At 43.7% G+C, this 21,985-nt stretch carries 22 protein-coding genes; 19 read left to right on the top strand and 3 right to left on the bottom strand.

The genetic code is table 11. From position 1 onward, the window contains the following. Positions 1 to 39: 39 nt before the first annotated feature. The gene (glpD, locus tag OH456_RS07690; protein ID WP_171388694.1) at positions 40 to 1,569 is read left to right on the top strand and encodes a glycerol-3-phosphate dehydrogenase; all 1,530 of its coding nucleotides are present in this window, start codon (positions 40 to 42) and stop codon (positions 1,567 to 1,569) included. Between the two features lie 66 nt (positions 1,570 to 1,635). On the opposite strand, the gene OH456_RS07685 is transcribed toward glpD, so the two are convergent. After that, entirely contained in the window at positions 1,636 to 2,523 is an 888-nt protein-coding gene (locus OH456_RS07685; protein ID WP_006072283.1) for a DMT family transporter, read from the bottom strand. A 212-nt stretch (positions 2,524 to 2,735) separates the two neighbouring features. Between OH456_RS07685 and OH456_RS07680 the strand changes: the two genes are divergently transcribed. The 5 genes from OH456_RS07680 (at position 2,736) to OH456_RS07660 (ending at position 6,387) form a co-directional block, all read left to right on the top strand. Continuing rightward, positions 2,736 to 3,065 (top strand): STAS domain-containing protein, encoded by a 330-nt coding sequence (locus OH456_RS07680; protein WP_006072285.1) that lies wholly within the window; start codon positions 2,736 to 2,738, stop codon positions 3,063 to 3,065. Between the two features lie 133 nt (positions 3,066 to 3,198). Next, the gene (gene tyrR, locus OH456_RS07675; RefSeq protein WP_038228270.1) at positions 3,199 to 4,740 is read left to right on the top strand and encodes a transcriptional regulator TyrR; all 1,542 of its coding nucleotides are present in this window, start codon (positions 3,199 to 3,201) and stop codon (positions 4,738 to 4,740) included. Then, positions 4,740 to 5,318 (top strand): ribosomal protein S5-alanine N-acetyltransferase, encoded by a 579-nt coding sequence (gene rimJ, locus OH456_RS07670; protein ID WP_006072288.1) that lies wholly within the window; start codon positions 4,740 to 4,742, stop codon positions 5,316 to 5,318. The genes tyrR and rimJ overlap by 1 nt, the downstream gene beginning before the upstream one ends. After that, entirely contained in the window at positions 5,318 to 5,905 is a 588-nt protein-coding gene (locus OH456_RS07665; RefSeq protein ID WP_062460027.1) for an HD domain-containing protein, read from the top strand. The genes rimJ and OH456_RS07665 overlap by 1 nt, the downstream gene beginning before the upstream one ends. 8 nt (positions 5,906 to 5,913) lie before the next feature. After that, positions 5,914 to 6,387 carry a DUF2947 domain-containing protein gene (locus OH456_RS07660; RefSeq protein WP_006072292.1) on the top strand — a complete coding sequence of 158 codons (474 nt, stop codon included), beginning with the start codon at positions 5,914 to 5,916 and terminating at the stop codon, positions 6,385 to 6,387. A 62-nt stretch (positions 6,388 to 6,449) separates the two neighbouring features. Here OH456_RS07660 and OH456_RS07655 read toward each other — a convergent pair whose 3' ends face one another. After that, on the bottom strand, positions 6,450 to 7,346 hold the full coding sequence (locus OH456_RS07655) for a homocysteine S-methyltransferase family protein (protein ID WP_038228272.1): 897 nt from the start codon (positions 7,344 to 7,346) through the stop codon (positions 6,450 to 6,452). Between the two features lie 207 nt (positions 7,347 to 7,553). On the opposite strand from OH456_RS07655, the gene OH456_RS07650 reads away from it, so the two are divergent. From OH456_RS07650 to mnhG, 10 genes are all read left to right on the top strand, one after another. Next, positions 7,554 to 8,972: an SLC13 family permease gene (locus tag OH456_RS07650; protein WP_006072295.1), complete on the top strand. Its 1,419-nt coding sequence runs from the start codon at positions 7,554 to 7,556 to the stop codon at positions 8,970 to 8,972. Between the two features lie 5 nt (positions 8,973 to 8,977). After that, positions 8,978 to 10,303, top strand: coding sequence for an ATP-binding protein (locus tag OH456_RS07645; protein WP_270033214.1), 1,326 nt, complete (start codon positions 8,978 to 8,980; stop codon positions 10,301 to 10,303). After that, positions 10,290 to 10,763, top strand: coding sequence for a response regulator (locus OH456_RS07640; protein ID WP_031494351.1), 474 nt, complete (start codon positions 10,290 to 10,292; stop codon positions 10,761 to 10,763). The genes OH456_RS07645 and OH456_RS07640 overlap by 14 nt, the downstream gene beginning before the upstream one ends. 40 nt (positions 10,764 to 10,803) lie before the next feature. Then, positions 10,804 to 11,157 (top strand): rhodanese-like domain-containing protein, encoded by a 354-nt coding sequence (locus OH456_RS07635; RefSeq protein WP_006072300.1) that lies wholly within the window; start codon positions 10,804 to 10,806, stop codon positions 11,155 to 11,157. Positions 11,158 to 12,054: 897 nt separating this feature from the next. Next, entirely contained in the window at positions 12,055 to 14,682 is a 2,628-nt protein-coding gene (mbhE, locus tag OH456_RS07630; protein WP_270033330.1) for a hydrogen gas-evolving membrane-bound hydrogenase subunit E, read from the top strand. Continuing rightward, positions 14,682 to 15,035: a Na+/H+ antiporter subunit C gene (locus OH456_RS07625; protein ID WP_006072303.1), complete on the top strand. Its 354-nt coding sequence runs from the start codon at positions 14,682 to 14,684 to the stop codon at positions 15,033 to 15,035. The genes mbhE and OH456_RS07625 overlap by 1 nt, the downstream gene beginning before the upstream one ends. Beyond that, the gene (locus OH456_RS07620; protein ID WP_270033213.1) at positions 15,035 to 16,528 is read left to right on the top strand and encodes a proton-conducting transporter transmembrane domain-containing protein; all 1,494 of its coding nucleotides are present in this window, start codon (positions 15,035 to 15,037) and stop codon (positions 16,526 to 16,528) included. The genes OH456_RS07625 and OH456_RS07620 overlap by 1 nt, the downstream gene beginning before the upstream one ends. Further along, positions 16,525 to 17,001 (top strand): Na+/H+ antiporter subunit E, encoded by a 477-nt coding sequence (locus tag OH456_RS07615; protein WP_006072307.1) that lies wholly within the window; start codon positions 16,525 to 16,527, stop codon positions 16,999 to 17,001. The genes OH456_RS07620 and OH456_RS07615 overlap by 4 nt, the downstream gene beginning before the upstream one ends. Next, complete coding sequence (locus OH456_RS07610; RefSeq protein WP_038228278.1) at positions 16,994 to 17,278, top strand: cation:proton antiporter; 285 nt, start codon at positions 16,994 to 16,996, stop codon at positions 17,276 to 17,278. The genes OH456_RS07615 and OH456_RS07610 overlap by 8 nt, the downstream gene beginning before the upstream one ends. Continuing rightward, positions 17,278 to 17,574: a monovalent cation/H(+) antiporter subunit G gene (gene mnhG, locus OH456_RS07605; RefSeq protein WP_031494385.1), complete on the top strand. Its 297-nt coding sequence runs from the start codon at positions 17,278 to 17,280 to the stop codon at positions 17,572 to 17,574. Before OH456_RS07610 ends, mnhG begins: the two co-directional genes overlap by 1 nt. 507 nt (positions 17,575 to 18,081) lie before the next feature. On the opposite strand, the gene OH456_RS07600 is transcribed toward mnhG, so the two are convergent. Beyond that, positions 18,082 to 18,798 carry a hypothetical protein gene (locus OH456_RS07600; protein ID WP_270033212.1) on the bottom strand — a complete coding sequence of 239 codons (717 nt, stop codon included), beginning with the start codon at positions 18,796 to 18,798 and terminating at the stop codon, positions 18,082 to 18,084. Positions 18,799 to 19,080: 282 nt separating this feature from the next. On the opposite strand from OH456_RS07600, the gene trmY reads away from it, so the two are divergent. From trmY to OH456_RS07585, 3 genes are all read left to right on the top strand, one after another. Further along, the gene (gene trmY / locus OH456_RS07595; RefSeq protein ID WP_006072313.1) at positions 19,081 to 19,677 is read left to right on the top strand and encodes a tRNA (pseudouridine(54)-N(1))-methyltransferase TrmY; all 597 of its coding nucleotides are present in this window, start codon (positions 19,081 to 19,083) and stop codon (positions 19,675 to 19,677) included. 193 nt (positions 19,678 to 19,870) lie between these two features. Then, the gene (locus tag OH456_RS07590; protein ID WP_268666709.1) at positions 19,871 to 20,854 is read left to right on the top strand and encodes an HAD family hydrolase; all 984 of its coding nucleotides are present in this window, start codon (positions 19,871 to 19,873) and stop codon (positions 20,852 to 20,854) included. A gap of 99 nt (positions 20,855 to 20,953) precedes the next feature. Beyond that, positions 20,954 to 21,913, top strand: coding sequence for a hypothetical protein (locus OH456_RS07585; protein WP_270033211.1), 960 nt, complete (start codon positions 20,954 to 20,956; stop codon positions 21,911 to 21,913). The last annotated feature ends 72 nt before the right edge of the window (positions 21,914 to 21,985 follow it).

The following is a 21,985-nucleotide window of genomic DNA, read 5'->3' as shown; positions in this document are numbered from 1 at the left end:
AAACGCGCATTTGCGAATAAAGAGCTGGACGAGGAAACTATGAGTGTAACCAATAAAGTGTATGATTTAGTCGTAATAGGAGGCGGCATTAACGGCGTCGCAGTTGCAGCTGATGCAGCAGGGCGTGGCTTGAAAGTCGCACTTTATGAAATGAACGATTTGGCTTCGGCTACGTCTTCGGCAAGTAGTAAACTCATTCATGGTGGCTTACGGTATCTTGAGCATTATGAGTTTCGTTTAGTTTCGGAAGCTCTTGCAGAGCGTGAAGTCTTGCTCAAAAATGCACCGCACCTTGTTTCTCCACTTCGTTTCCAATTACCCCACCGACCTCATTTGCGTCCAGCTTGGATGATAAGAACTGGGTTGTTCCTATACGATAACTTGGGCAAACGTGTTTCTTTGCCTGGTAGTCATAGTGTGAAGTTTAAGGGCGAGCAAAGTCCGTTATTACCAGAAATGAAAGTAGGCTTCGAGTATTCGGATTGTGCCGTTGACGATGCGCGCTTGGTTGTCACTAATGCCAAGTTAGCTGAAGAGAAAGGTGCGGATATTTTCACTCGCTCAAAATGTGTTAAAGCCGAACGCTCTGGTGAAGCATGGCGTGTGGATATCGAGAACACGCTGACAGGTGAAGTGAATTCAATACAAACCAAAGCACTTGTAAATGCCGCAGGTCCTTGGGTTGACCGTTTCTTCGGCAGTCAATTGGCTATGCCATCGCCGAGAGGTATTCGTCTAGTAAAAGGAAGCCATATAGTGGTTCCTAAGATGTACGATGGTAATCATGCATTTATTCTGCAAAACGAAGATAAACGAATTGTGTTTGTGATTCCTTACATGGATAACTACTCAGTGGTAGGTACCACAGATGTAGAGTATCAAGGTGACCCAAGCAAAGTTAAAATTGATGATAACGAAATTGCTTACTTGTGCGATATCGTTAACCAACACTTTACGACTAAAATTTCACCTGAAGATGTGATTTCTGATTGGTCTGGTGTTCGTCCGCTATGTGATGATGAATCAGACGACCCGCAAGCAGTAACACGTGATTATACGATCGAGCTTGATGATCAAATGGACGATGCTCCGCTCTTATCTATTTTTGGTGGCAAGCTGACAACGTATCGCAAACTTGGTCAGGCAGCGGTGGATAAACTTGCTCCATTCTTCCCTCATATGGGACAGGCTTGGACTCGTGAAGCAATTCTACCTGGTGGTAATTTCTCTAATCGTGATCATTTAGAGCAGCAGCTCGCTTCTCAGTACTCATGGCTAGACAGTGGCATTATAAAGCGATGGGTCAGAGCATACGGTACACGTATTAGTCAGTTCCTTGAAGGTAAATCTAGTGTTGATGAGCTGGGTACGGATTTTGGACACGGCCTGTATCAAGCAGAGGTTGATTACTTAGTGCAGCAAGAATGGGCTGTATCAGTAGACGATGTTCTTTGGAGGCGAAGCAAGCTCGGTTTAGAGTTTGAAGTGGAGCAAGTCGAACAACTTAGCGATTATCTCGGCGCATCACTTGCAAAAAAGAATGGTGTGAATCTTAAACGTGTTAGCTAGTCTTTTATAAGATTCACCATTGATCGTTCTAAACGAACAGCGCCCTTGAGTAAGGGCGCTGTTCCGTTATTGGTTAAGTCGTTTGGCCTTTCGAAACGAAACCATCGAACTTAGGCGATAAAAAACTAATGAAGCAAGTAACAATAAACAGCCGAATACTTTGTTAATGGGCATCGGCTCGGAATAGATAAGCACACTTAGAATTAACGTCCACACTGGTTCTAGAAGCATCAATAGTGCTGCATTTGTCGGATTAGCTAGTTTCTGACCCGTTGTTTGCATTAAGTACCGTAAGCTAGTTGCAAGTAAAACGCTCAGTGCAAACCACTTCCAAGTGATCAACGAAATATGTTCAGGCCAAGTTTCGACACTGAGTGAAAGAATAATACCTATACAACCAGTTGAAAACAGTTGCAAGGTTGTCAGCAGCATAGGTGACAACTGTGCTGAATACTTGCTATTGAAGTTAAAGTGGAGCGCCAATCCAACAGCGGACGCCAAAAACCAAAGCTGGCTAGGGTCGGTTTGCCAACTTCCTTTCCAAGACAACAGAAACAATCCTGCGGCCGCAATCGGAAGTGACAGCCAAAAAGCACGGATTGGCTTTGTTTTAAATAGTACCCAAGCGACTATTGGGACAAACAGCATCGACAGGCTCATGATGAATGCGCCTTCGCCTAAGGTATCACTGATAGAAATTGCATGAATCCAGCAAAAGATAGCGCTTCCTAAGAAACAACCTACACTCATCGCTCGAAGACAGTCTCCTAATGAGGCTGCTTTAAGCGCTCGCATACAGAATGGAAGTAAAATTAACGACGCAAAGATAAACCGCAAACCAATAAAGCCGAATGGCGGAAGACCCTGAATGGCTTCTTTCGAAAACACCCAACCAGCCCCTGCAAGCAATGTGGTAAAGACCAGAATAAATTCAGCGCGATATTTGACGTGCATAAAGTGGACTCTTTTTTTTGCTCATTCTGCGCTATTTTTGCCGGATAGACCATAGTAGAACCGAGCGGAATTATTGATATATCTGATAAATAGAATTACTAATTTGATGGTGATTGCCTTCACCCTTAACGTTTGCAGCAATATTTGGGATTAGTTTACAAATGCTACTATATTCATATCTAGAGTAAGTAATATCCGAAAAGGAGAAAGTGATGTCGTTCATTGCCTATAGTAATGAAACTCACACCGTTATCGAAGTTGACGCGCCGCACTTTGATGCTAAAACTGTCCCGAGTTTTCGACAATGTATCGATGGTTTAGATGATTCATTAAATCGGTGCATGTTATTGGACTTAACCAGTGTGACGTTTATGGACAGCAGTGCGTTAGGAGCGCTGATGGCGCTGCGAAAAACCCATCAATGTGACACCATATGCCTTATCACTGAGAGTGTACCTGTTCTCCAATTGTTAAAAGTTACCAAAGTAGATCAGTTAGTTACCGTCTATCCCGACCTTGAACAAGCGATAACTGCGAACTAGTTATCACTTTGCTTGCATAACGTACAAAAATAAGTCAAATCGTAGGGCCAACATATTGTTTTTGTTGACGCGAAACCGCTTGTCATACACACTTACTGTCAACATTTCGTGACACTTTCTATAGGAAGACAAAGTGCGTTTAGAGGTTTTTTGCGAAGATAGACTGGGGCTCACGCGCGAGCTATTGGACATTCTTGCGTCCAATAGTATTGATTTGCGTGGCATTGAAATCGATATATCTGGGATTATCTACTTGAACTGTCCAGATATTGATTTCGAGACGTTTAGGGACTTAATGGCCGAAATTCGCCGAATTTCCGGAGTGAAAGACGTCCGAAAGATCCAGTTTATGCCTAGCGAACGACACAATACAGAACTCGTGTCACTGCTCACCAATTTACCTTATCCGGTATTGTCAATTGACCTTAAAGGGGCGATTGATATGGCTAACCATGCAGCTTTGAAATTACTTGCGAAAAGCGAAGAAGAAGCCATTGGTCAGTTAATCTCTCATCTATTACCAAGCTTTAACTTCACCAAGTGGATTGAAGGAGAGATCTCCCGACAGAAACAAGCCATTGTTATTGATGGTTTAGATTACACCATGGAAATCCTACCGGTTTACATTACTGGCGAGTCGAATGAAACTTTATTAGCCAGTGCGGTTATGAGTATCCACCCAACTACAACCTCAAGTGCGCCCGAGGTACTTGCCGACAGCAATTCGCTAGGGTTTGAGCACTTTGTTGGCGTATCGAACCGTCACAAAGCTCTGATGAGTCAAGCGAAAAAGCTAGCTATGTTAGACCAACCGCTGCTGATTGAAGGCGAAACGGGTACCGGTAAAGAAATGCTAGCGAAAGCTTGCCATAATCGTTCTAATCGTGCTTCTAATCCCTTTTTGGTATTGAGCTGCGCATCGATGCCTGATGATGTTGCAGAAACGGAACTGTTTGGTCACGCTCCTGGTTCATTTAATCATGAACATGGTCACAAAGGTATTTTCGAGCAAGCTAATGGCGGTACGGTGCTATTGGATGAAATCGGTGAAATGAGCCCTCACTTACAAATCAAATTGCTGCGTTTCTTACAAGATGGCACCTTTAGACGCGTAGGGGAAGAGCACGAAGTACACGTTGATGTGCGTATTATTGCATCGACTCGCTATAATCTGGCGGATCTGGCAGAGCAAGGTGCATTCCGAGAAGATCTCTATTACCGATTAAATGTTTTGACGCTTACTATTCCTCCCCTGCGCGAGAGAGCTAGTGATATCGCACCGCTATTGGATTTGTTTGTCGCAAAACATAGCAATAAGCTAGGCATCGCCAAGCCTGATATTGATGAGGAACTCGTGAAGTCTCTCAGCAACTATCCATGGCCAGGCAATATGCGTCAGCTAGACAATATGGTGTTGCGTGCGTTGACACAGGTAACGGGGTCAACATTGGAGCTAGAAGACTTTAATTTGCCTAAGTTGGAAAGTGTGAACTCCGGCTCTGTTAATCTAAACATCGATGGTTCTCTCGATGACATCATGAAGGACTATGAATCACGTGTACTTGAAAAACTCTATCAGTCCTTCCCATCAAGTCGTAAGTTAGCTAAGCGTCTTAATGTGTCACATACCTCCATTGCCAATAAGCTACGTGATTACAATATCAGGAAGAATTAATGGAAGATCTTAGCTCGGCGGTGCAGCTGCACCGTCGCGAAGGGAATGTTCTAGTGAGAACGGCTAAGCCCTCTGATGCTTACACGATTGCTCAGTATTTTCGGGATAACAAGACCTTTCTCAAACCTTGGGAACCAAAACGAGATGCCGACTTTTATAAAGTCGACTCGTGGGCAGCCAAATTGGTGAAGTTAGAAGAGTTGCACCGTTTGGGGCTGGCGTATTACTGCTTAATTTTTGATGCGGAAACGAACCAGATGCAGGGGACGATCTCGTTTAGCAGCTTGATACGTTTTCCATTTCACTCATGCAACCTCGGTTACTCTTTAGCAGAAAATGCACAAGGCCATGGCTATATGCGCCGTGCGTTGAAGTTAGCGATACCGTATATGTTCGATGTGCAAAACATGCATCGTATTGCCGCATCATATATGCCTAGAAATGTTCGCAGTGAAGCGGTATTAAACGCGATGGGCTTCACACGGGAAGGTTTTGCTAAAGACTATCTTTTAATCGATGATAAATGGGAAGATCACGTGTTAACGTCGTTGATTAACCCTAATTGGAAGCCATCCTAATGACTAGACTTGAGCAGCAACTCAACTTATTGATGGAGCTTGATAAGTTAAAAGCCGTTTTGCGCCGAACTCGAGTTCGATGTGCGGATGGTCGTTTCGAAAATAGTGCCGAGCACAGTTGGCACGTCGCCATGATGGCGTTGCTGTTGCAAGAGCATGCTAACGAACCTGTCGATATTGCAAAAGTCGTCAAAATGCTTTTGTTACACGACATGGTTGAAATCGACGCTGGCGATACTTTTGTTTACGACACCGCCGCATATGAAACGCAGCAGCAAACTGAACTTGAAGCCGCCAAGCGTTTGTTTGGTATGTTGCCCGATGACCAAGGAGAGGCATTATTTTCGGTTTGGCGCGAGTTTGAGGCAGCAGAATCGGCAGAGGCCAGATTTGCTAAGGCGTTAGATAGACTTATCCCGATGTTATTGAACTACCATAATGATGGTCAAAGCTGGATCGAAAACAATGTTAGCAAACAACAAGTGATGCAAGTGAACCAACGTATAGAAAAAGGTTCACAAGTGCTTTGGGATAAAGCAAAATTGCTGATAGAAGAAGCCACAGAAAATGGCTGGTTAAGAAATTAGGAGACTGAATGTCTTACACAACTTTGGATGAATACCAAAGAAAATGGATTTTTACTCATCAATCAATGCCTGTTCCTGAGCAAGATTGGCCACAGATTAAACCCATGACTCAAGCGCGTGCGGCGCAGTTTTGGAAAGAAAATATCAGCGCCCAAAGCCCAGATGCAGAACGTCTAAGCTCACAAGATTGGCCAATGAAAGACAGCAATTGGCAAGATGATGTTGATTGGATGGCTGCGTGGGAAGCAGATGAGAACGAGCTTCCTGAAGCCGTGAATCAGTTTATCGATTGGCAAGACGACGTCACAGTGTATTTCTGTTATGAGAAGTACAACGTGATTGAAACTAAATGGTCGGTGTTTAAAAAGTATTGGAAGAACTTCCTGTTTTACGATGATGGTCCTATCTTATTAGGCCGCCGCCGCTCGGAAGCGCTTTGGTTTTCGACTCAGGGAACCGTGCGATTAGGCCATCGCAAGTAACCGACTTAAAAGCCAGATAATTCATCGTCTGGCTTTTTCATATCTGTATTATTGACTTGGCGTTATTTCACGCTTGCTTTCCACTTAGCCAACACTTCAATGTGTTCTGGCCCAATACCGCAACAACCTCCAATAATATTCGCTCCGTGCTGCTGCCATTTCTTGGCAAACTGCAAATACTCTTGTGGAGAGACTTCTCGTAACTCTTGTACTGCATCATTTGCTTTATGCCCAGACTGAATTGGCGTAAAGCTATTGGCGAATGCTCCCAAGCAAATTGAAGAGTGGTGACTTTCTAACACCTTTGCCGTTGCTGCTAAAGCTGCTTCAATAACTTCTGGAATAGAGCAGTTGAATAAGATGCCATCTGGGTTGTGTTTTAGCAGAGACTGCACCGCATCGACTACTGTTTCACCTGAGCGCAGCTTACCCAGTTGGCTAACATCATCTAACAAGGTGTACGCGTAATATTTAGGCTTTGTCGACTCAGCAAGTACCTGAGATACCACCTGTGCTTCTTCAATACTGGAGAGTGTTTCGACCAACCAAATATCGACATACGCATCCTGAGCCTGCATTAAGTCTTGCCAAACCTGCGCCCCTCGCTCTGCCATGAACAGGTCTGGACGGTAAGAACCAAATGCCGGAGGCAGGGAGCCTGCGATAGTGACTGCGCGGTTACTGTGTGATACCGCATTTTTAGCCAGCTTCGCTGCCAAACCTGCGAGCTCTGTTCCTCGCTCATGATAGAGAACATCACCCAAATGGAAAGGTACACAGGCATAGCTGTTGGTCGTGATGATATCGGCACCCGAATCAATAAACTGCTGATGAGCCTGTTCTACAAAATGCGGCGCTTCTATTAAGGCTTGTGCGCTCCAGTAGGGTTGAGAAAATGGTGCGCCCATGCGCTTGAGTTCTCTTCCCATACCGCCATCTAGAATGGTGAGTGGATTCATTGTCTGGTTTCCTACAGCTAAACCGTTATGGTGTTATTTATATAAGTGTAATCACTGATGTGAGTAACAATAACAAATTGTTACCCAATTCACACTCCAAGAAACTTCATGATAAATATGCAAAAACTTTGATCCTACGCTAAGTAGCTCCACACATAGCGGCGTGATACTGCTCACAGTATAATATTTCTCAGGACGAGCAGTACCATGCAAAAATATTTAAAGTATATCATTCCGATATCTATCCCATTAATCGTTTTGCTCTTGCCACTATCGGCATTTCCTTTCGACGGATTGACCATTATCCAGCAGCGCGTTATCGCGATTTTCCTTCTCGCCGCCTTGTGTTGGGTGTTCGAACCTATCCCTATCTACGCCACCTCTGTGGTGATTATTGTGCTTGAGCTGTTACTGGTATCGAATAAAGGGCTTTACCTGTTCAGGCTGAATGAAGGACAGCCCCATTTTGGTGAGCTACTTAGTTATAACGAAATCATGGCAACTTTTGCCAGTCCGATCATCATGCTTTTTCTTGGTGGTTTCTTTCTGGCTATGGCTGCAACAAAATATCGCCTTGATGTTAACTTAGCGCGAGTGTTACTCAAGCCATTTGGCAGTGACCCAAAATTCGTCATGTTAGGCTTGATGTTAATAACCGGCATCTTCTCCATGTTTATGTCGAATACCGCCACTACGGCGATGATGCTCTCTATCTTAACGCCTGTTATCGCTGTTTTTGGTCCCAAAGATCCTGGACGAATTGCGTTTGCATTATGTATCCCTGTCGCGGCTAATATCGGAGGGATCGGTACGCCAATTGGTACGCCTCCCAACGCTATTGCTCTTAAATATCTCGTGGGTGATAACTACATCAGTTTTGGTGAATGGATGGCGTTTGGTGTGCCGTTTGTAGTGGTCATGATGGCGTTAGCTTGGATGCTAATTAACTTCCTTTATAGTGCCGATCAAAAGAAAATTGAGCTTTCAATCAAAGGTAAGTTTCTTAAAACGCCGAAAGCCATCATGGTCTACATTACGTTCACATTGACTATCGTACTTTGGCTGATGGGTTCCAGCCACGGAATGAACTCGTACACCGTCGCACTGATTCCAGTCGCAATCTTCTCGCTTACAGGCATTATCAACAAAGAAGATCTCAAGAAGATCTCTTGGGACGTGTTGTGGCTGGTGTCAGGTGGTATCGCCCTTGGGCTAGCTTTGGACAAAACGGGCCTTGCAAGACTTGTTGTACATAGCATTCCATTTGATGCTTTTTCACCATATGTGGTGCTGTTTGGGGCTGCTTTCTTGTGTTTGGTGATGGCAAACTTTATGTCGCACACCGCAACCGCTAACTTATTGATGCCAATTATGGCGGCGTTAGGCACGTCTATGGCGTCGCTGACACCATTGGGCGGCGAAATTACGCTGATACTCGTCGTCACGTTCGCTGCATCATTGGGTATGTCGCTGCCAATCAGTACGCCACCTAACGCACTGGCACACGCAACGGGACATGTGCAAAGTAACCAGATGGCCAAAGTGGGCGTGATTCTTGGTGTGGTTGGTGTATTGCTTAGCTTTGTATTGGTTTGGCTATTACATGCCGTGGGACATATTGGGTAGAGTTTATGGAGCAATTAGTACGACATTATTTCTCGCAAAGTGATCGGCAGGTAACCTTGTCTGCCGATGAAGTCGTGCTGCGTCAAAGTGGTCAAAATGACCGTCTTTATCTTGTATTGCGAGGTGAGCTGGAAGGTTACTTTGAAAGTGATGAAGACGGCAAGCTTACCAAACTTTTCACTGCGTCGGCTGGTGCATTTATTGGGGTCCATAGTTTCTTTTCAGGGACTTGGACTGCGTCGTCAACAGTCATAGCAAAAACCGAAGTCACATTAGCGTGGATTGATAGGCATACGCCTGCCGTTTCGCCGGAAACGTTAGGGCCACTCAATGCGCAGTTTATGCCAGTAATGGTCAACGAACTGTCGCGACGTCAGCGTCGTGCGACTCAAGAAGCATTAGCAAAAGAGAAAGCCCTGCAGCGTCTACACACAGCGGAGCAAATGACGACGCTTGGACAACTCGCTGCCGGCATTGCGCATGAACTTAACAACGCTATTGGTGTGGTGAGCAGTAAAACAGAACGGTTACAGCAAGATTTAATTCAACTTCTAGAAGAGGTGCATCCAGAAGCAAGTCAGTTCTTCGATGTGGGGCTGATGCAAGGACAAAGTGCGTCATCAAGTGAAGTAAGACAGCTTACCAAGCAAATACAGTCACAATATCGATTGGAACGAAGTCTCGCGAAACGTCTAGCTAGAGCCACTGCAAGCCACACGATTCCTGATTCTTGGTTAGCAGACCCTGAGCAAGCACTAAAGTACTGGGGAATGGGGCGCGATCTTCATGATTTACGAGTCGCGGCCAAACATACAGTGGGTATCGTCAAATCTGTGAAGCAACTGGGACGTACTGACGGGGAGCCTGATGAATTACTTGATATCAACGACACCATCAATAAAGCCCTTGCTCTATTACAAAGTGATTTACGACGCGTTTTTGTTCGACTGCGTCCCGCAACGCTGCCTTTAATCAAAGGGGCATCCACTGAGTATGTACAGATATGGAGTAATATCGTTAAAAATGCTTGCGATGCCATGTTGCAAACTGAATCACCTCAAATTGATATTCAAACAAAGTTATCGAATCAAAGAATTTTGGTCACCATTGCCAACAATGGGCCGGAAATCGATGAACCTACCCGCCGAAAAATATTCCAGCCCAATTTCACGACTAAGAAGGGCGGTCTATCGTTTGGCTTAGGGCTAGGGTTATCCATCGTTAAACGAATCGTTAGTGAAAATGGTGGCACGATTGTCGTAAAAAGCGATAAGGAGAGCACCATTTTCCGAGTCAAATTACCTGTAGGAGAAGCATATGGAGAAGCTTAACGTCATTTGTGTCGATGACCAGCGCGAAGTCTTGAGCGCGGTTATTCAAGATTTGGAGCCTTTAGCGAATTGGTTAAACATTGAAGATTGCGAATCAGGAGAAGAGGTTCTCGACTTAATGGAAGATCTTGACGCTGACGGGGAGTGCGTTGCAGTTATCGTGTCTGACCATGTCATGCCGGGGATGACGGGGGTTGAATTGCTGACGGAAGTCTCCAGAGATAGCCGATTTAAAGAAACCAAAAAAGTGTTGCTAACAGGGCAGGCCACGCATTCCGATACTATTACGGCGATAAATACGGCAGGCGTTAGTCACTATTTTGAGAAGCCTTGGAATGCTGAAGAGCTCATTGCGTGTGTACGTTCTCTTGTAACCAGCTATATTTTCGATAAAGGCTTTGACTACCAACCTTATCATGAAGAGTTAGATCAGACGATAGTGTTTGAAAGGCTGCGCTAGCTCCTTGATTAATATAACACCTTATTACTTAGGAGGATTTATGAAGAAAATACTGTCCTTGTCGGTACTTTGTGTCGCATTGACTAGTGCTAGCGTGATGGCATCTGAACGCGCAGAACAAGGTTGGCAAATGATAGAACAAGGTGCAATGGTTGTGGACGTGCGCACTCCTGATGAGTTCGCTGATGGTCATTTGGCAAATGCAGTGAACTATCCGTTATCTGATATTGATAAGTACTTTGCTAATGTCGATAAGTCTACACCGATCGTTGTGTATTGCCGAAGTGGTAATCGTTCAGGTAAAGCAATGGACTATTTGACCTCTGTTGGTTTTAGTAATGTCCACAACGCAGGTGGATTAGAAGAAATGCGCGAACAGAAAGGCGCAAAGTAGCAATAGACACCCCTCTATCATTCGTATCGTCACCCAAGCAGACCTTTTATCGATGTCTTTACACCATAAAAGGGGTGACCATACCGAATGTTGTGGTGTCATACTGGTCTCTTAGGTTAATCAACTATCCAATTCCTAAGTTTAGTAAATGACTAAAGTAAACTTGAATTTGCTTAAGTTATAAACGTGATCTTGAAAGGAATAATTGCAATTTATTACTTGCTTTTAATTCTATCTGATATATCGTTTGAAAAAACAAAAGTTATTATTCGGTATTTTCGAGTTTCTGGTGTTGAACCATTTTTACTAAAGGAGGACTAATATCATATTGATAACCCTCTTTAATGTGTTGGTGATTTGTTTTTTACTATAAGCTACTGATAATTAAAAGTTATTTTTAAATCTCAATACCATTAATCCTACTTATCCCTTCTGACACTATTCGTTACAAACTGTCATCTATTCCAGATATTTTTAATAAATATATTAAAAAATTGGCTTTCTTATACATTCAGAAATTAGAATTACGACTAATCAACGACTCTTTACAATTGTATTCTGGTACTAAAATACTCGCCAAGGATAGAATTTATATCGTTTAGGATGTAAAGATTGATTAATAAATCGGCTCAATGATTGTTCTGGTATTAAATTAGCTATTCATTTCTTCATGTTGGCTATCAGAAAGCTCTTCATCTAAAACAAGCACTGCTTCGGGTATATGGAACTAATCGAATAAGGTTGCTGCAATGGTAAGTGACCGTTTTGCTATTTCTGCAATTTGGTATTTAGCGTGAATTCACTTGGATATAGTAGATAAAGGTGAGTATTAACTTGAACATCGAAAAGGCTGCATTGACGTCCAATAAACTCGGCAAACAAGGTGAGCGTGTAAACCTGCATAGCTCACAGCTATTCGCGTTGTTTGCTGTGTTTCCTCTGTCGATATTTCTTTCAATCTTATACTTGTATCGCCCTGAAGGCGTGGCGTGGACTGCATCGTGGGTTCCAAGCTTAGGCTTAGATCTCAGCTTTAGGCTCGACGGTTTATCATTTCTATTTGCCTGTTTGATTAGCGGTATAGGTACTTTAGTGCAAATATACGCGTTGGCTTATTTGCGTGAATATCCAAACCGTCTCAAATTTCACTTTTACTTAACGGCATTTATGTTAGCGATGCTGGGAGTAGTGCTCAGTAATAACGTGTTGTTACTATTTGTTTTTTGGGAACTAACAACCATTACGTCTTATTTGCTGATTGGTTTTAACCACGAGAACCCAACTTCTAGAAAGAATGCACTGCAATCTTTACTTATTACTGGCGCTGGTGGTTTAGCGATGCTAGCGGGTCTGATTCTTTTAGGGAACATGGCCGAAAGCTATCAATTGACGACTATTTTACAGCAGGCGTCGGTCATTCATGAGCACGCACTGTTTGTTCCATCATTGGTGCTCATTATATTGGGTGCATTTACGAAATCGGCGCAGTTCCCGTTTCATTTTTGGTTACCTAATGCGATGGCAGCACCAACACCTGTGAGTGCTTATCTGCACTCGGCAACGATGGTGAAAGCCGGGATCTTTTTATTAGCTCTGCTTTCGCCCATTTACGCCCACAGTGAGGTTTGGTTTTATACACTAACAACAATGGGTGGTTTCACGGCGCTTTGGTGTGCTGTTTTAGCTTTAAAACAGACCGACCTAAAACTAATGCTTGCCTACAGTACAACAGTCGTTCTCGGCAAGCTGACGTTTTTGTTAGGTATTGGTACCGATTTGGCGCTTAAGTCTGCATTAATGTTGATCGTTGCTCACTCGATGTATAAAGCGGGCTTGTTCATGGTGATTGGCAACATCGATAAGGCGACAGGGACTCGTGAGGTTGGGGTGCTTCGTGGATTACGTCCGGTATTACAAATTAGCTTTGTGGCTGCATTTATCGCGGCGCTATCTACATCGGGCGTTCCGCCACTACCAGGTTTTTTGAGTAAAGAGTACATGTACAAAGCTGGTTTGGAAGTGAGCTCGTTAGCGGTACTGTTAATGCTGGTGGTCAATGCACTGACCGTTACGTTGGTGCTTGCTCTTCTAATAAAGCCCTTCTCACGGAAATACCAGGGTGAACCAACACCAGCCAAACCTATTGAGGTAAATAAGGGGCTGTGGCTTCCTCCAATTACGCTTGCGCTAGTTAGTGTACTCGCGACGGTACTGGGGCTTGGCTGGCTTAATGAACAAGTTATTTTGCCCGGCGTGACCTCGATTGCTCCGATATCGGAGCCAGAGCCACTCAAGTTATGGCATGGCATTAATCTGCCTCTGGTGTTAAGTGCGGTGACGCTCTTGCTAGGTGTCTCAGTGTATAAGATTTACCCTTGGCTACTCGCTCAGTGGACACGGTTATCTATCACTTTGCCTAATGCGAACAAGGTGTTTGATGGTTTGCTAAAAGGAATGATGGCATTTGCGTCTTGGCAAACTAATCTGATGCAGCGAAAGCGCATGAGTTTTTATGGGTTGATTTCATTTTCAGCGTTAGCAGTACTACTGGTATCTCAAGTTCATATTTCTTCGGACGTTATGATTAACCAACTTGTTGACGTTAAGTTCTACGAGTTTGCAGTAGCATTACTGCTTATTGTCTCTACGGTTGTCGTCATTGTTTCTAAGACGAAACTTCTTGCGGTTGCGGCGTTAGGAATGATCGGCTTCATGACAACTTTGGTGTTTATGATCTACAGCGCTCCTGATGTGGCTAAGACGCAACTTTTGGTAGAAACGCTAATGGTGGTGTTTTTGGTCTTGCTGATGCGTCATGTGCCTAAGCTGGCCACGGTTCGTCAACATTCAATAAAAAGAAAAACGCTCCACGCAGTGGTTGCTAGTGTGATTGGTTTTGCCATCACTATGCTGCTTATCAACATTACTTCACAGCCGATGGATACCAGTGTGGCAGAGTTCTTTTCTAACAACAGCGTTCCTGGCGGTCACGGGCGCAATATTGTGAACGTAATTCTAGTGGACTTCCGTGCGTTCGATACCTTTGGTGAAGTGGTTGTGGTGGTAATGGCTGGGCTATGTGCGGTCAGTCTACTGAAGCCGGGTAGTGTGACCTACAAGAACATTCAGTCGCTGATCTTTGGTACTGCTTCGCATATCGTTGCTGCTTTGATGTTGGTGTTCTCACTCTATCTCCTGATGCGAGGACACAACTCGCCTGGTGGTGGCTTTATCGGTGCGCTTATCGCAGTGATTGGTTTATCACTACTGATGTTTGCAGAGTCTCCCAAGTATGTGCGTGAGCGATTGCACTTCGCGCCATTCAGTATTGCTATGTTTGGCGTATTGCTGAGCTTTATCGCAGGCGTTATCAGCTTGTTATTCAACTTACCTTTCTTGACTGGGTTGTGGTGGAAAGATGTACTTCCGCTCGGCACACCATTGATCTTTGATATTGGTATTTATCTGGGTGTTATTGGTGGTGTTATGGGAATGGTACTGCACGTCAGTGAGGAGCTTAACTAATGGAAATTTTATGGAGTGTGGTCGTAGGGGTGTTTGTTGCCGCTGGGATCTATTTGATGCTCGAGCGCCATTTGTTACGCGTTCTATTTGGCTTAATTATGCTGAGTAGTGCTGTCAATATGGCGATCTTTACAGCGGGTAGGCTGACAGTAGGTGAGCCACCATTGATTGATGCTAATGCAGTTGTGCCGCCTATAGGTGCTGCAAACCCATTACCTCAAGCATTGATTTTAACGGCGATTGTTATTGGGTTTGGTTTATTGGTGTTCACGCTTGTGCTGTTTTATCGAGCCTATCAAGAGTCCTTAACAGCGGATATTGATCAAATGACGTATTCAGAGGAGGAGCAGTAATGTCGCTTTGGTTAACGTTACCTGTCGTTCTCTCAGTGCTTACTTCGGCTTTAGTTTTCTTTAGTCGCAATCATGTGAGATACGTTGAGTGGATTAGTGGTGTTAGTGCGCTAATCACCTTGCTCGCCAGCGTAATGCTGTTTGCCGATGTCACTACTTTGGGCCCACAAGCGGTCGCGTTTGGTCAGTGGGCGGCGCCATTTGGTATCGTATTTGTCGCCGATATGCTGAGTGCAGGCATGGTAGTCATGACTGCTTTCATTGGGGTAATCATCGTATTCTATGCCATGGCAGATTTACGACCTAAACCATCGTATAGCTTGTTCCATTCATTAATCCATATTCTATTGGCAGGTGTTTACGGGGCGTTCTTAACGGGGGATATATTCAACCTATATGTCTGGTTTGAAGTGATGCTGATTGCCTCGTTCGGATTAATGGTACTGGATGCCACTCGTGAACAGGTAGATGGAGCCGTTAAGTACGTAATGTTGAATTTGATCTCAACGCTAATGTTCTTGCTGGCGATTGGTTTGCTTTATGGGGCAACGGGCACTTTGAATCTTGCTGACTTGCATGGGAAAGTCGCATCCATTCACCCGCAAACTCAGTCAACGGTGGCGGTGCTATTTTTGTTTGCGTTCGCCATTAAGTCGGCATTCTTTCCACTGTTTGCCTGGTTACCAGCGTCATACCATACGTTACCGAGTGGTGTTGTTGCTCTGTTTGCTGCACTACTGACTAAAGTTGGCATCTATGCGCTTATGCGGATGTTCACCCTTGTGTTTCCTTTGTCGGACAGTGGTTGGCAACCATTAATGTTATGGATTGCTGGGTTAACTATGTTGGCTGGCGTTTTAGGTGCGGCGAGTCAGTTCAACGTAAAGAAGATCTTGTCGTTCCACAGTATTAGCCAGCTTGGTTATATGGCAATGGGTCTAGCCATTGCGACACCGTTAGCGCTTGCTGGAACGATCTTCTACATCGTCCACCATATTATCGTGAAGTCGAACCTGTTTCTGATTGGTGGGGTATTAGAACGCAAGTATGGCACGAGTGAATTGCGCCACTTAGGCGGGGTATACAAATCGACACCATTGCTGGCGTTTCTGTTCCTTATCCCAGCGTTTTCACTTGCAGGCTTTCCTCCTCTGTCAGGTTTCTGGGGTAAGTTTCTGGTTATTCGAGACAGTCTACACGTTGAGTATTATTGGCTAGCGGGTACAGCTCTATTTGTTGGGCTACTGACACTGTTTTCGATGACCAAAATTTGGAGCGAAGCGTTTTGGAAGCCACAACCAGAAAATAAGCCGGCGAAAAAACTGTGTAAGAAAACCAAGGTGTTGTATTACGCACCTATCATCAGCCTGACATCAATGGCGCTGTTGTTTGGATTCATTGCAGAGCCTTTTTTCCAGCTAGCCATGGGAGCAGCAGAGCAGTTACTAGACCCGAGTGCCTACATCAATGCGGTCTTAGGAGGTGGAGCATGAACTACTTTTTCCTCAATGTTTTCCTAGCAGGTGCTTGGATGCTGATCAACGGCGAATACAGTGGTCTAAATTTCGTGGTTGGGTTTACGGTTGGCTTCTTTGCTTTGAGACTAAGTCAACCATTTGGAATGAAATCTACTTATTTCACACGTTTCAGTGCGGTGATTAAGCTGTTTCTGTGCTTCTGCTATGAGATGGTGATTTCCGCAGCTCAAGTGGTTTGGGATGTGGTGACGCCAACACACTTGAGTGACCCGGATATTGTTTATGTGCCTCTGGATGTGACGACAGACTTAGAAATTACGCTACTGGCTAATATGGTGTCACTAACGCCAGGCAGTTTAAGTTTGGATGTCACAGAAGATAAAAAACACTTGGTCGTTCACGCTATGTTCGCACCTAAACATGAAGAGGTTATTCAAACTATTAAGCAAGGGATGGAAAAGCGTATTTTGGAGGTGACTCGTGGATAGTTGGTTACAGTTTACTATTACCATTTCTTACGCTGGATTATTATTTAGCTTGGTGATGGTGTTGATCAGGTTAATATTAGGACCGACCTTGGCGGATAGAGTGGTTGCACTCGATTTGATTGCATTCATTACCGTTGGATTTATTGCAGTACATACTTTAGATAGTGGGCAAAAATCATTATTAGACGTTGCGATAACGCTAGGCCTGGTAGCATTTTTGGGCACGATTGCTTTCTCAAGCTTTATAGCGAAGAGAACATTAGAGGAGGAAGAGTAATGGAAATCATAACGGGAATTTTGCTCTGTATCGGTACCTTTTTTGTTATCGTTGCTAGTATTGGTGTGGTAAGAATGCCGGATCTTTATACCCGAATGCATGCATCAACCAAAGCTAATACTATGGGATTAACAGCGTTGTTGGCTGCTGTAGCGGTGGGGATTCCGGATATTACAGTAACCTCACGTGTACTAGGCACCATGTTATTTATTTTGCTGACGGCACCGGTTGCGACGCACTTGTTGGGAAAAAGTATGCACGCTAGTGGTTATAAGATGTGGCGAAGAGAAAAATAACCTGTAACGATCATCGTCCATTGAGTCTACTTTTCATGGAAAGGAAAGTATTTCGACATATTTCGTTTTGTAATTCAGCGTTATATTTGATTGTTAATTGTATTTTTGTGGTATGGCTTTAACTATCGAGATAAATTTATATTTGATGTTATTTTCATATTTACCTTAATTAGAGTGGAAGGTAATATAGTTTATAGAGTCAATACTCCTCTTTTTGATAGCTCATTAAATTATAAGTTCCATTTTAAGTGTTCTGAAGTTTAGTCGTTCGTTAAAAATCGAAGGAGAATAATATATGCGTAAAAAAGAAATGATATTGCTTATTATTACTAGTACTTTATTTCTAGTGAGTCTAGTAATAGGGAAATAAGCTTAACTGTTCATCTTATAATGTAGAACGACATATTCCACAAGCAGGTCCTGTGACTAGTCGTGCTTCATAAATAGGTGTCAATAAGTTTGAGTATGTGGCGCGAACATAATAGCGTCGTGCCACTTCCAACTTGGTTATTGGTGTGCAATCTTCGCATCTAACTGCTGAAGCACTGATTCCACAAACTCCTGAGCAGGTAAACTCTTCCATTGTTCCGTTAACCCCACCTCTGATAATGACTGCCGTTTGCTGACCATCACTCCCCGTAATAGATAGCTATGAATGCGGCAAGCGCACTGATAGCAATCTTTGCTGTCCGGATAATGTTTGTTAAACCAAGTAAGACACTCGTGCATTGCTTGCAACAAAAGATATGGTTCAATGCTGGGAAATATGCGATTAAACGATTCACCGAATAACGTTATCGCCCAATCGCCGGCCATTGCAATGTCGAGTAGGAACCAATGCCTGGGGTCATTATTATGGTCAAACGAAACGTAGTCTTTCTTTAAGGTGCGACCCGTATTGAAATTAATAGCGTAGTGCAGCGATTGTGCTGTGCGCAGTTGGGCTTTGTGATATACCACGAACTCCAATTTGGTTGCTGGGCAGGGTAGGTGAGAGTGCGATAGCGCCTCTATGATAGCCTGCTTTTGAGCGTCGCAAAGGGGTTGCGCTACCACCATTTGGACGTCTAAATCACTTTCATCCGCAACATAACTCCCCTGACTTGCTGAGCCAAGTAAGTAGATACCAACGATATTAGTACTTGCGACTAACTGAAGCACGTCGCACAAGCGATTTATGTATTCTCGTTCAGCAGAGGGTAGGGCAAAAAGACGTGAGTGCATGATGATAGTGTGGATCCGTGTCGATGATTGTCGATGCTACCATAAGCGATTAGTTCAAATCAGTGAAACGTCTGGCAACCTCAACAAGTTATCAGTTTGACTTAAATACTTTTGTTCAAAGCACACCCTGCTGAAGACTATTTCTGTAAATAGCTAAATTATTGCCGTTACTTCATCAAGCAAAACTGTGATAATGGCGACCCACAGTGACTATTGCCTTATTGGCGATAGAGCATCTTGGTTAAGTTATTCGTTATATTCATTAAGTAGGATTTTACATCTATGCGCGCCTTTGTACTTCGAGCTCGTTCCGCCCCTACCGAAAGCCAGCAACTTCTCGCTTCCGTTGGTCAGGAGGCTCATACCGAAATTTTAGCTCACACGTTGATGAACACGATCTTTGTTGCGCAGTCTCATCGTGAAGATGTGGTGGTTTACCTCGTCCTAGAAAGTACTAAAGATTACTCTCGCACTATACGCTTTAGCTCAAACGACATCAGTAACGTTGGTGGCTTTCATGAGAAAGTGCTACTCGATAAAGTTGCCAGAGCATTAGACGTATCCCAAGGTATGGGTAAAGAGCAAGAACGTGAAGTTGAAGCGGGTATTACTGTACGAACCATTAGCTTCGAAAAGCTGGTTCAAGAACTGGCTGAAGATTATCAGCTCTACATGATGGATAAGAAAGGCACCTTCATTCGAGAACAACAGTTTGTCGGTAATTCTTGTTTTCTTCTTACCGACCATATTCCAATGCCGAAGAAGAGCTTTAATAGTTTAAAGCGTCTAGGTACTGAGAAAATCAGCCTTGGTCCTAAGATGTTGTTTGCTTCTCAATGCGTAACTCTGATTCATAATGAATTGGATTTAAATGAGTAACATTGAAGGGCGATAGGAAATCACCATTCGATAGTGTATTGAACGCTATGTCTTTTAGGCATAGCGTTTTTTTAACTTTTCCGTTTTTGCAGATTATTTTTAGATCGTGCAATGCATAATTCTCTCAGTTCTGGTTAGCCATCTTACTGACGCCAAACGTCAATGAATACACTTACAATACTGAGAGCAAATTATGAAAATGCATTTCAAAAGCCTTGTCTGCTTAGCTGTTCTATCTACTCCTGTTTTTGCAGCGCAACATCCTGATCCTCTACCTTCTTGGAACGATGGCGCTACTAAATCTGCTATTGTTGAATTTGTTGAAACTGTCACCACAAAAGGCTCTGATAATTACGTCCCAGCCGAAGAGCGTATCGCAGTATTTGATAACGATGGTACGTTATGGGCCGAGAAGCCGATGTATTTTCAATTATTCTTTACCTTGGACCGTATTAAAGATCTTGCTCCGAAGCACCCTGAGTGGATAACCGAAGAGCCGTTTGCGTCTGTTTTGAAAGGCGACATAAAAGCAGCCCTGTCTCATGGTGAGGAAGGATTGCTGAAAATGGTTATGGCAACGCATGCCGGTATGAACTCTGTGGAATTTGAGGAAATGGTGCAAGCTTGGGTGAAGAACGCTAAACACCCAATCACTAAAAGGCCTCTAACGGAGATGATTTATCAACCGATGTTGGAAGTGCTCGACTTTCTTCGTGATAATGATTTCAAAACCTACATAGTTTCGGGTGGAGGAGCAGACTTTATGCGTCCTTGGACAGAGGAGGTGTATGGTATTTCTCCGGAGTACGTTATTGGCAGCGAAATAGAGACAGAGTTCGCTTACACTAGTAATGGTATTGAAATCCAACGCTTGCCAAACGTCGCTCATATTAATGATAAAGCGGGTAAGGTCATTGGTATTCACAAGAGACTAGGTCGCCAACCTATTGCGGCTTTTGGTAACTCTGACGGTGATTTGCAGATGATGCAGTGGACGACCCAACAAGAAGGTGTCACGTTCGGCCTTTATGTGCATCATACTGATGAAGGGCGAGAGTGGAAATATGATCGTAATTCTTCGGTTGGCCGCCTAGATAAGGGACTAGACGAAGCCAAGAAAGAAGGTTGGACTATCGCAGATATGAAGAATGATTGGAAAGTGATATACCCAAATTGATAGCGCAGTGATTTGGAACCCGCAATGCGTTTGGGGTCACTAGAAAGCATTGCGGTGGTTGCTAGCCTTTAAGGGTATAAGTGAAGGTAAGAGGGCTGAATGGCAGTCACTAATAGTAAAAAAATACTCACTTTCGAGCAGTTATCTAGTGAGATAACCGCGATAGCAAACTGCAAGGTCCTGTTTGATTTTCCCAATGAACCAAATCATGTTATCGAGCGTCAGTATGGATTTTTACAAATTAATCGTCCAACGATTCGTTATACAGCATTCACAACTCCTCATGCACTGATACTTTACTCCGCTCTGTTTAAGCCTGAGTGTGCTTTGCAAACTCGATTACATTCACCAGAAATTACCCTGATGATCACCACAATGGAAAGTCAGTCCGTGTGTTTTAATGGTAGTTGGATTAACACTGACCAAGTTGCGATAGTCTCAAGTCGTTCTGAAGTTCCCTTTGCATTATTTATTCCCCAGAACACCACGGTTATCTTAAGTGAAATAGCTGAGCCCTCTAGAAAATTGAAAAGTTTCAGTGATTCCCTTGTCCCAGTTACTGTTTCGAAAAGGAACTTAGACAAGTTTAAGGCGGTAGGTAAGTTTGTCTTTGAACAGCCGACTGAGAAACAAGGGCATGGTGGGACGAAAGCTGTCCTTGATTTGATCACCGTTCTTTTGGATGAACTCCCTCCACTGCGCCCCCAATCGCTGCATGGACCAAGTCGCAGGCCTAGAAAGCATCTGATGACAAAAATAGTGAAAATGATGGAACAGAAAACGACGCGAGTGATGTCGCTGAAGCAGATAGCTAATGAATTAGATATTAGCACCAAAAGCATCAACCTCTTTTTCAAAGAGTATTTGTTCATTGCACCCAAGCGATTCTATTTGCTCGTTAATCTATTTAAATTTCGAAATATTTTGATTCAAGGGAAGTGCTCTTCAGTATTAGAAGCTACGGTATTATCAGGGGTTGATGGGTGGAGTCGATATTCTGAGCGGTACCAAAAGCTGTTTGGTGAAAAGCCTTATGATACGTTTATGAAGTCAAAATAACGATGTAATTTGGCACGGATCTCAAAGGCAGTGAACTTTGGTATTTTCATGTCTAAAATCTTTCTTGAGCAT

This window comes from Vibrio sp. La 4.2.2 (assembly GCF_027586995.1).
In the GTDB taxonomy this organism is placed as follows: domain Bacteria; phylum Pseudomonadota; class Gammaproteobacteria; order Enterobacterales; family Vibrionaceae; genus Vibrio; species Vibrio mediterranei.
This window is presented reverse-complemented; position numbering and strand designations above follow the sequence as displayed.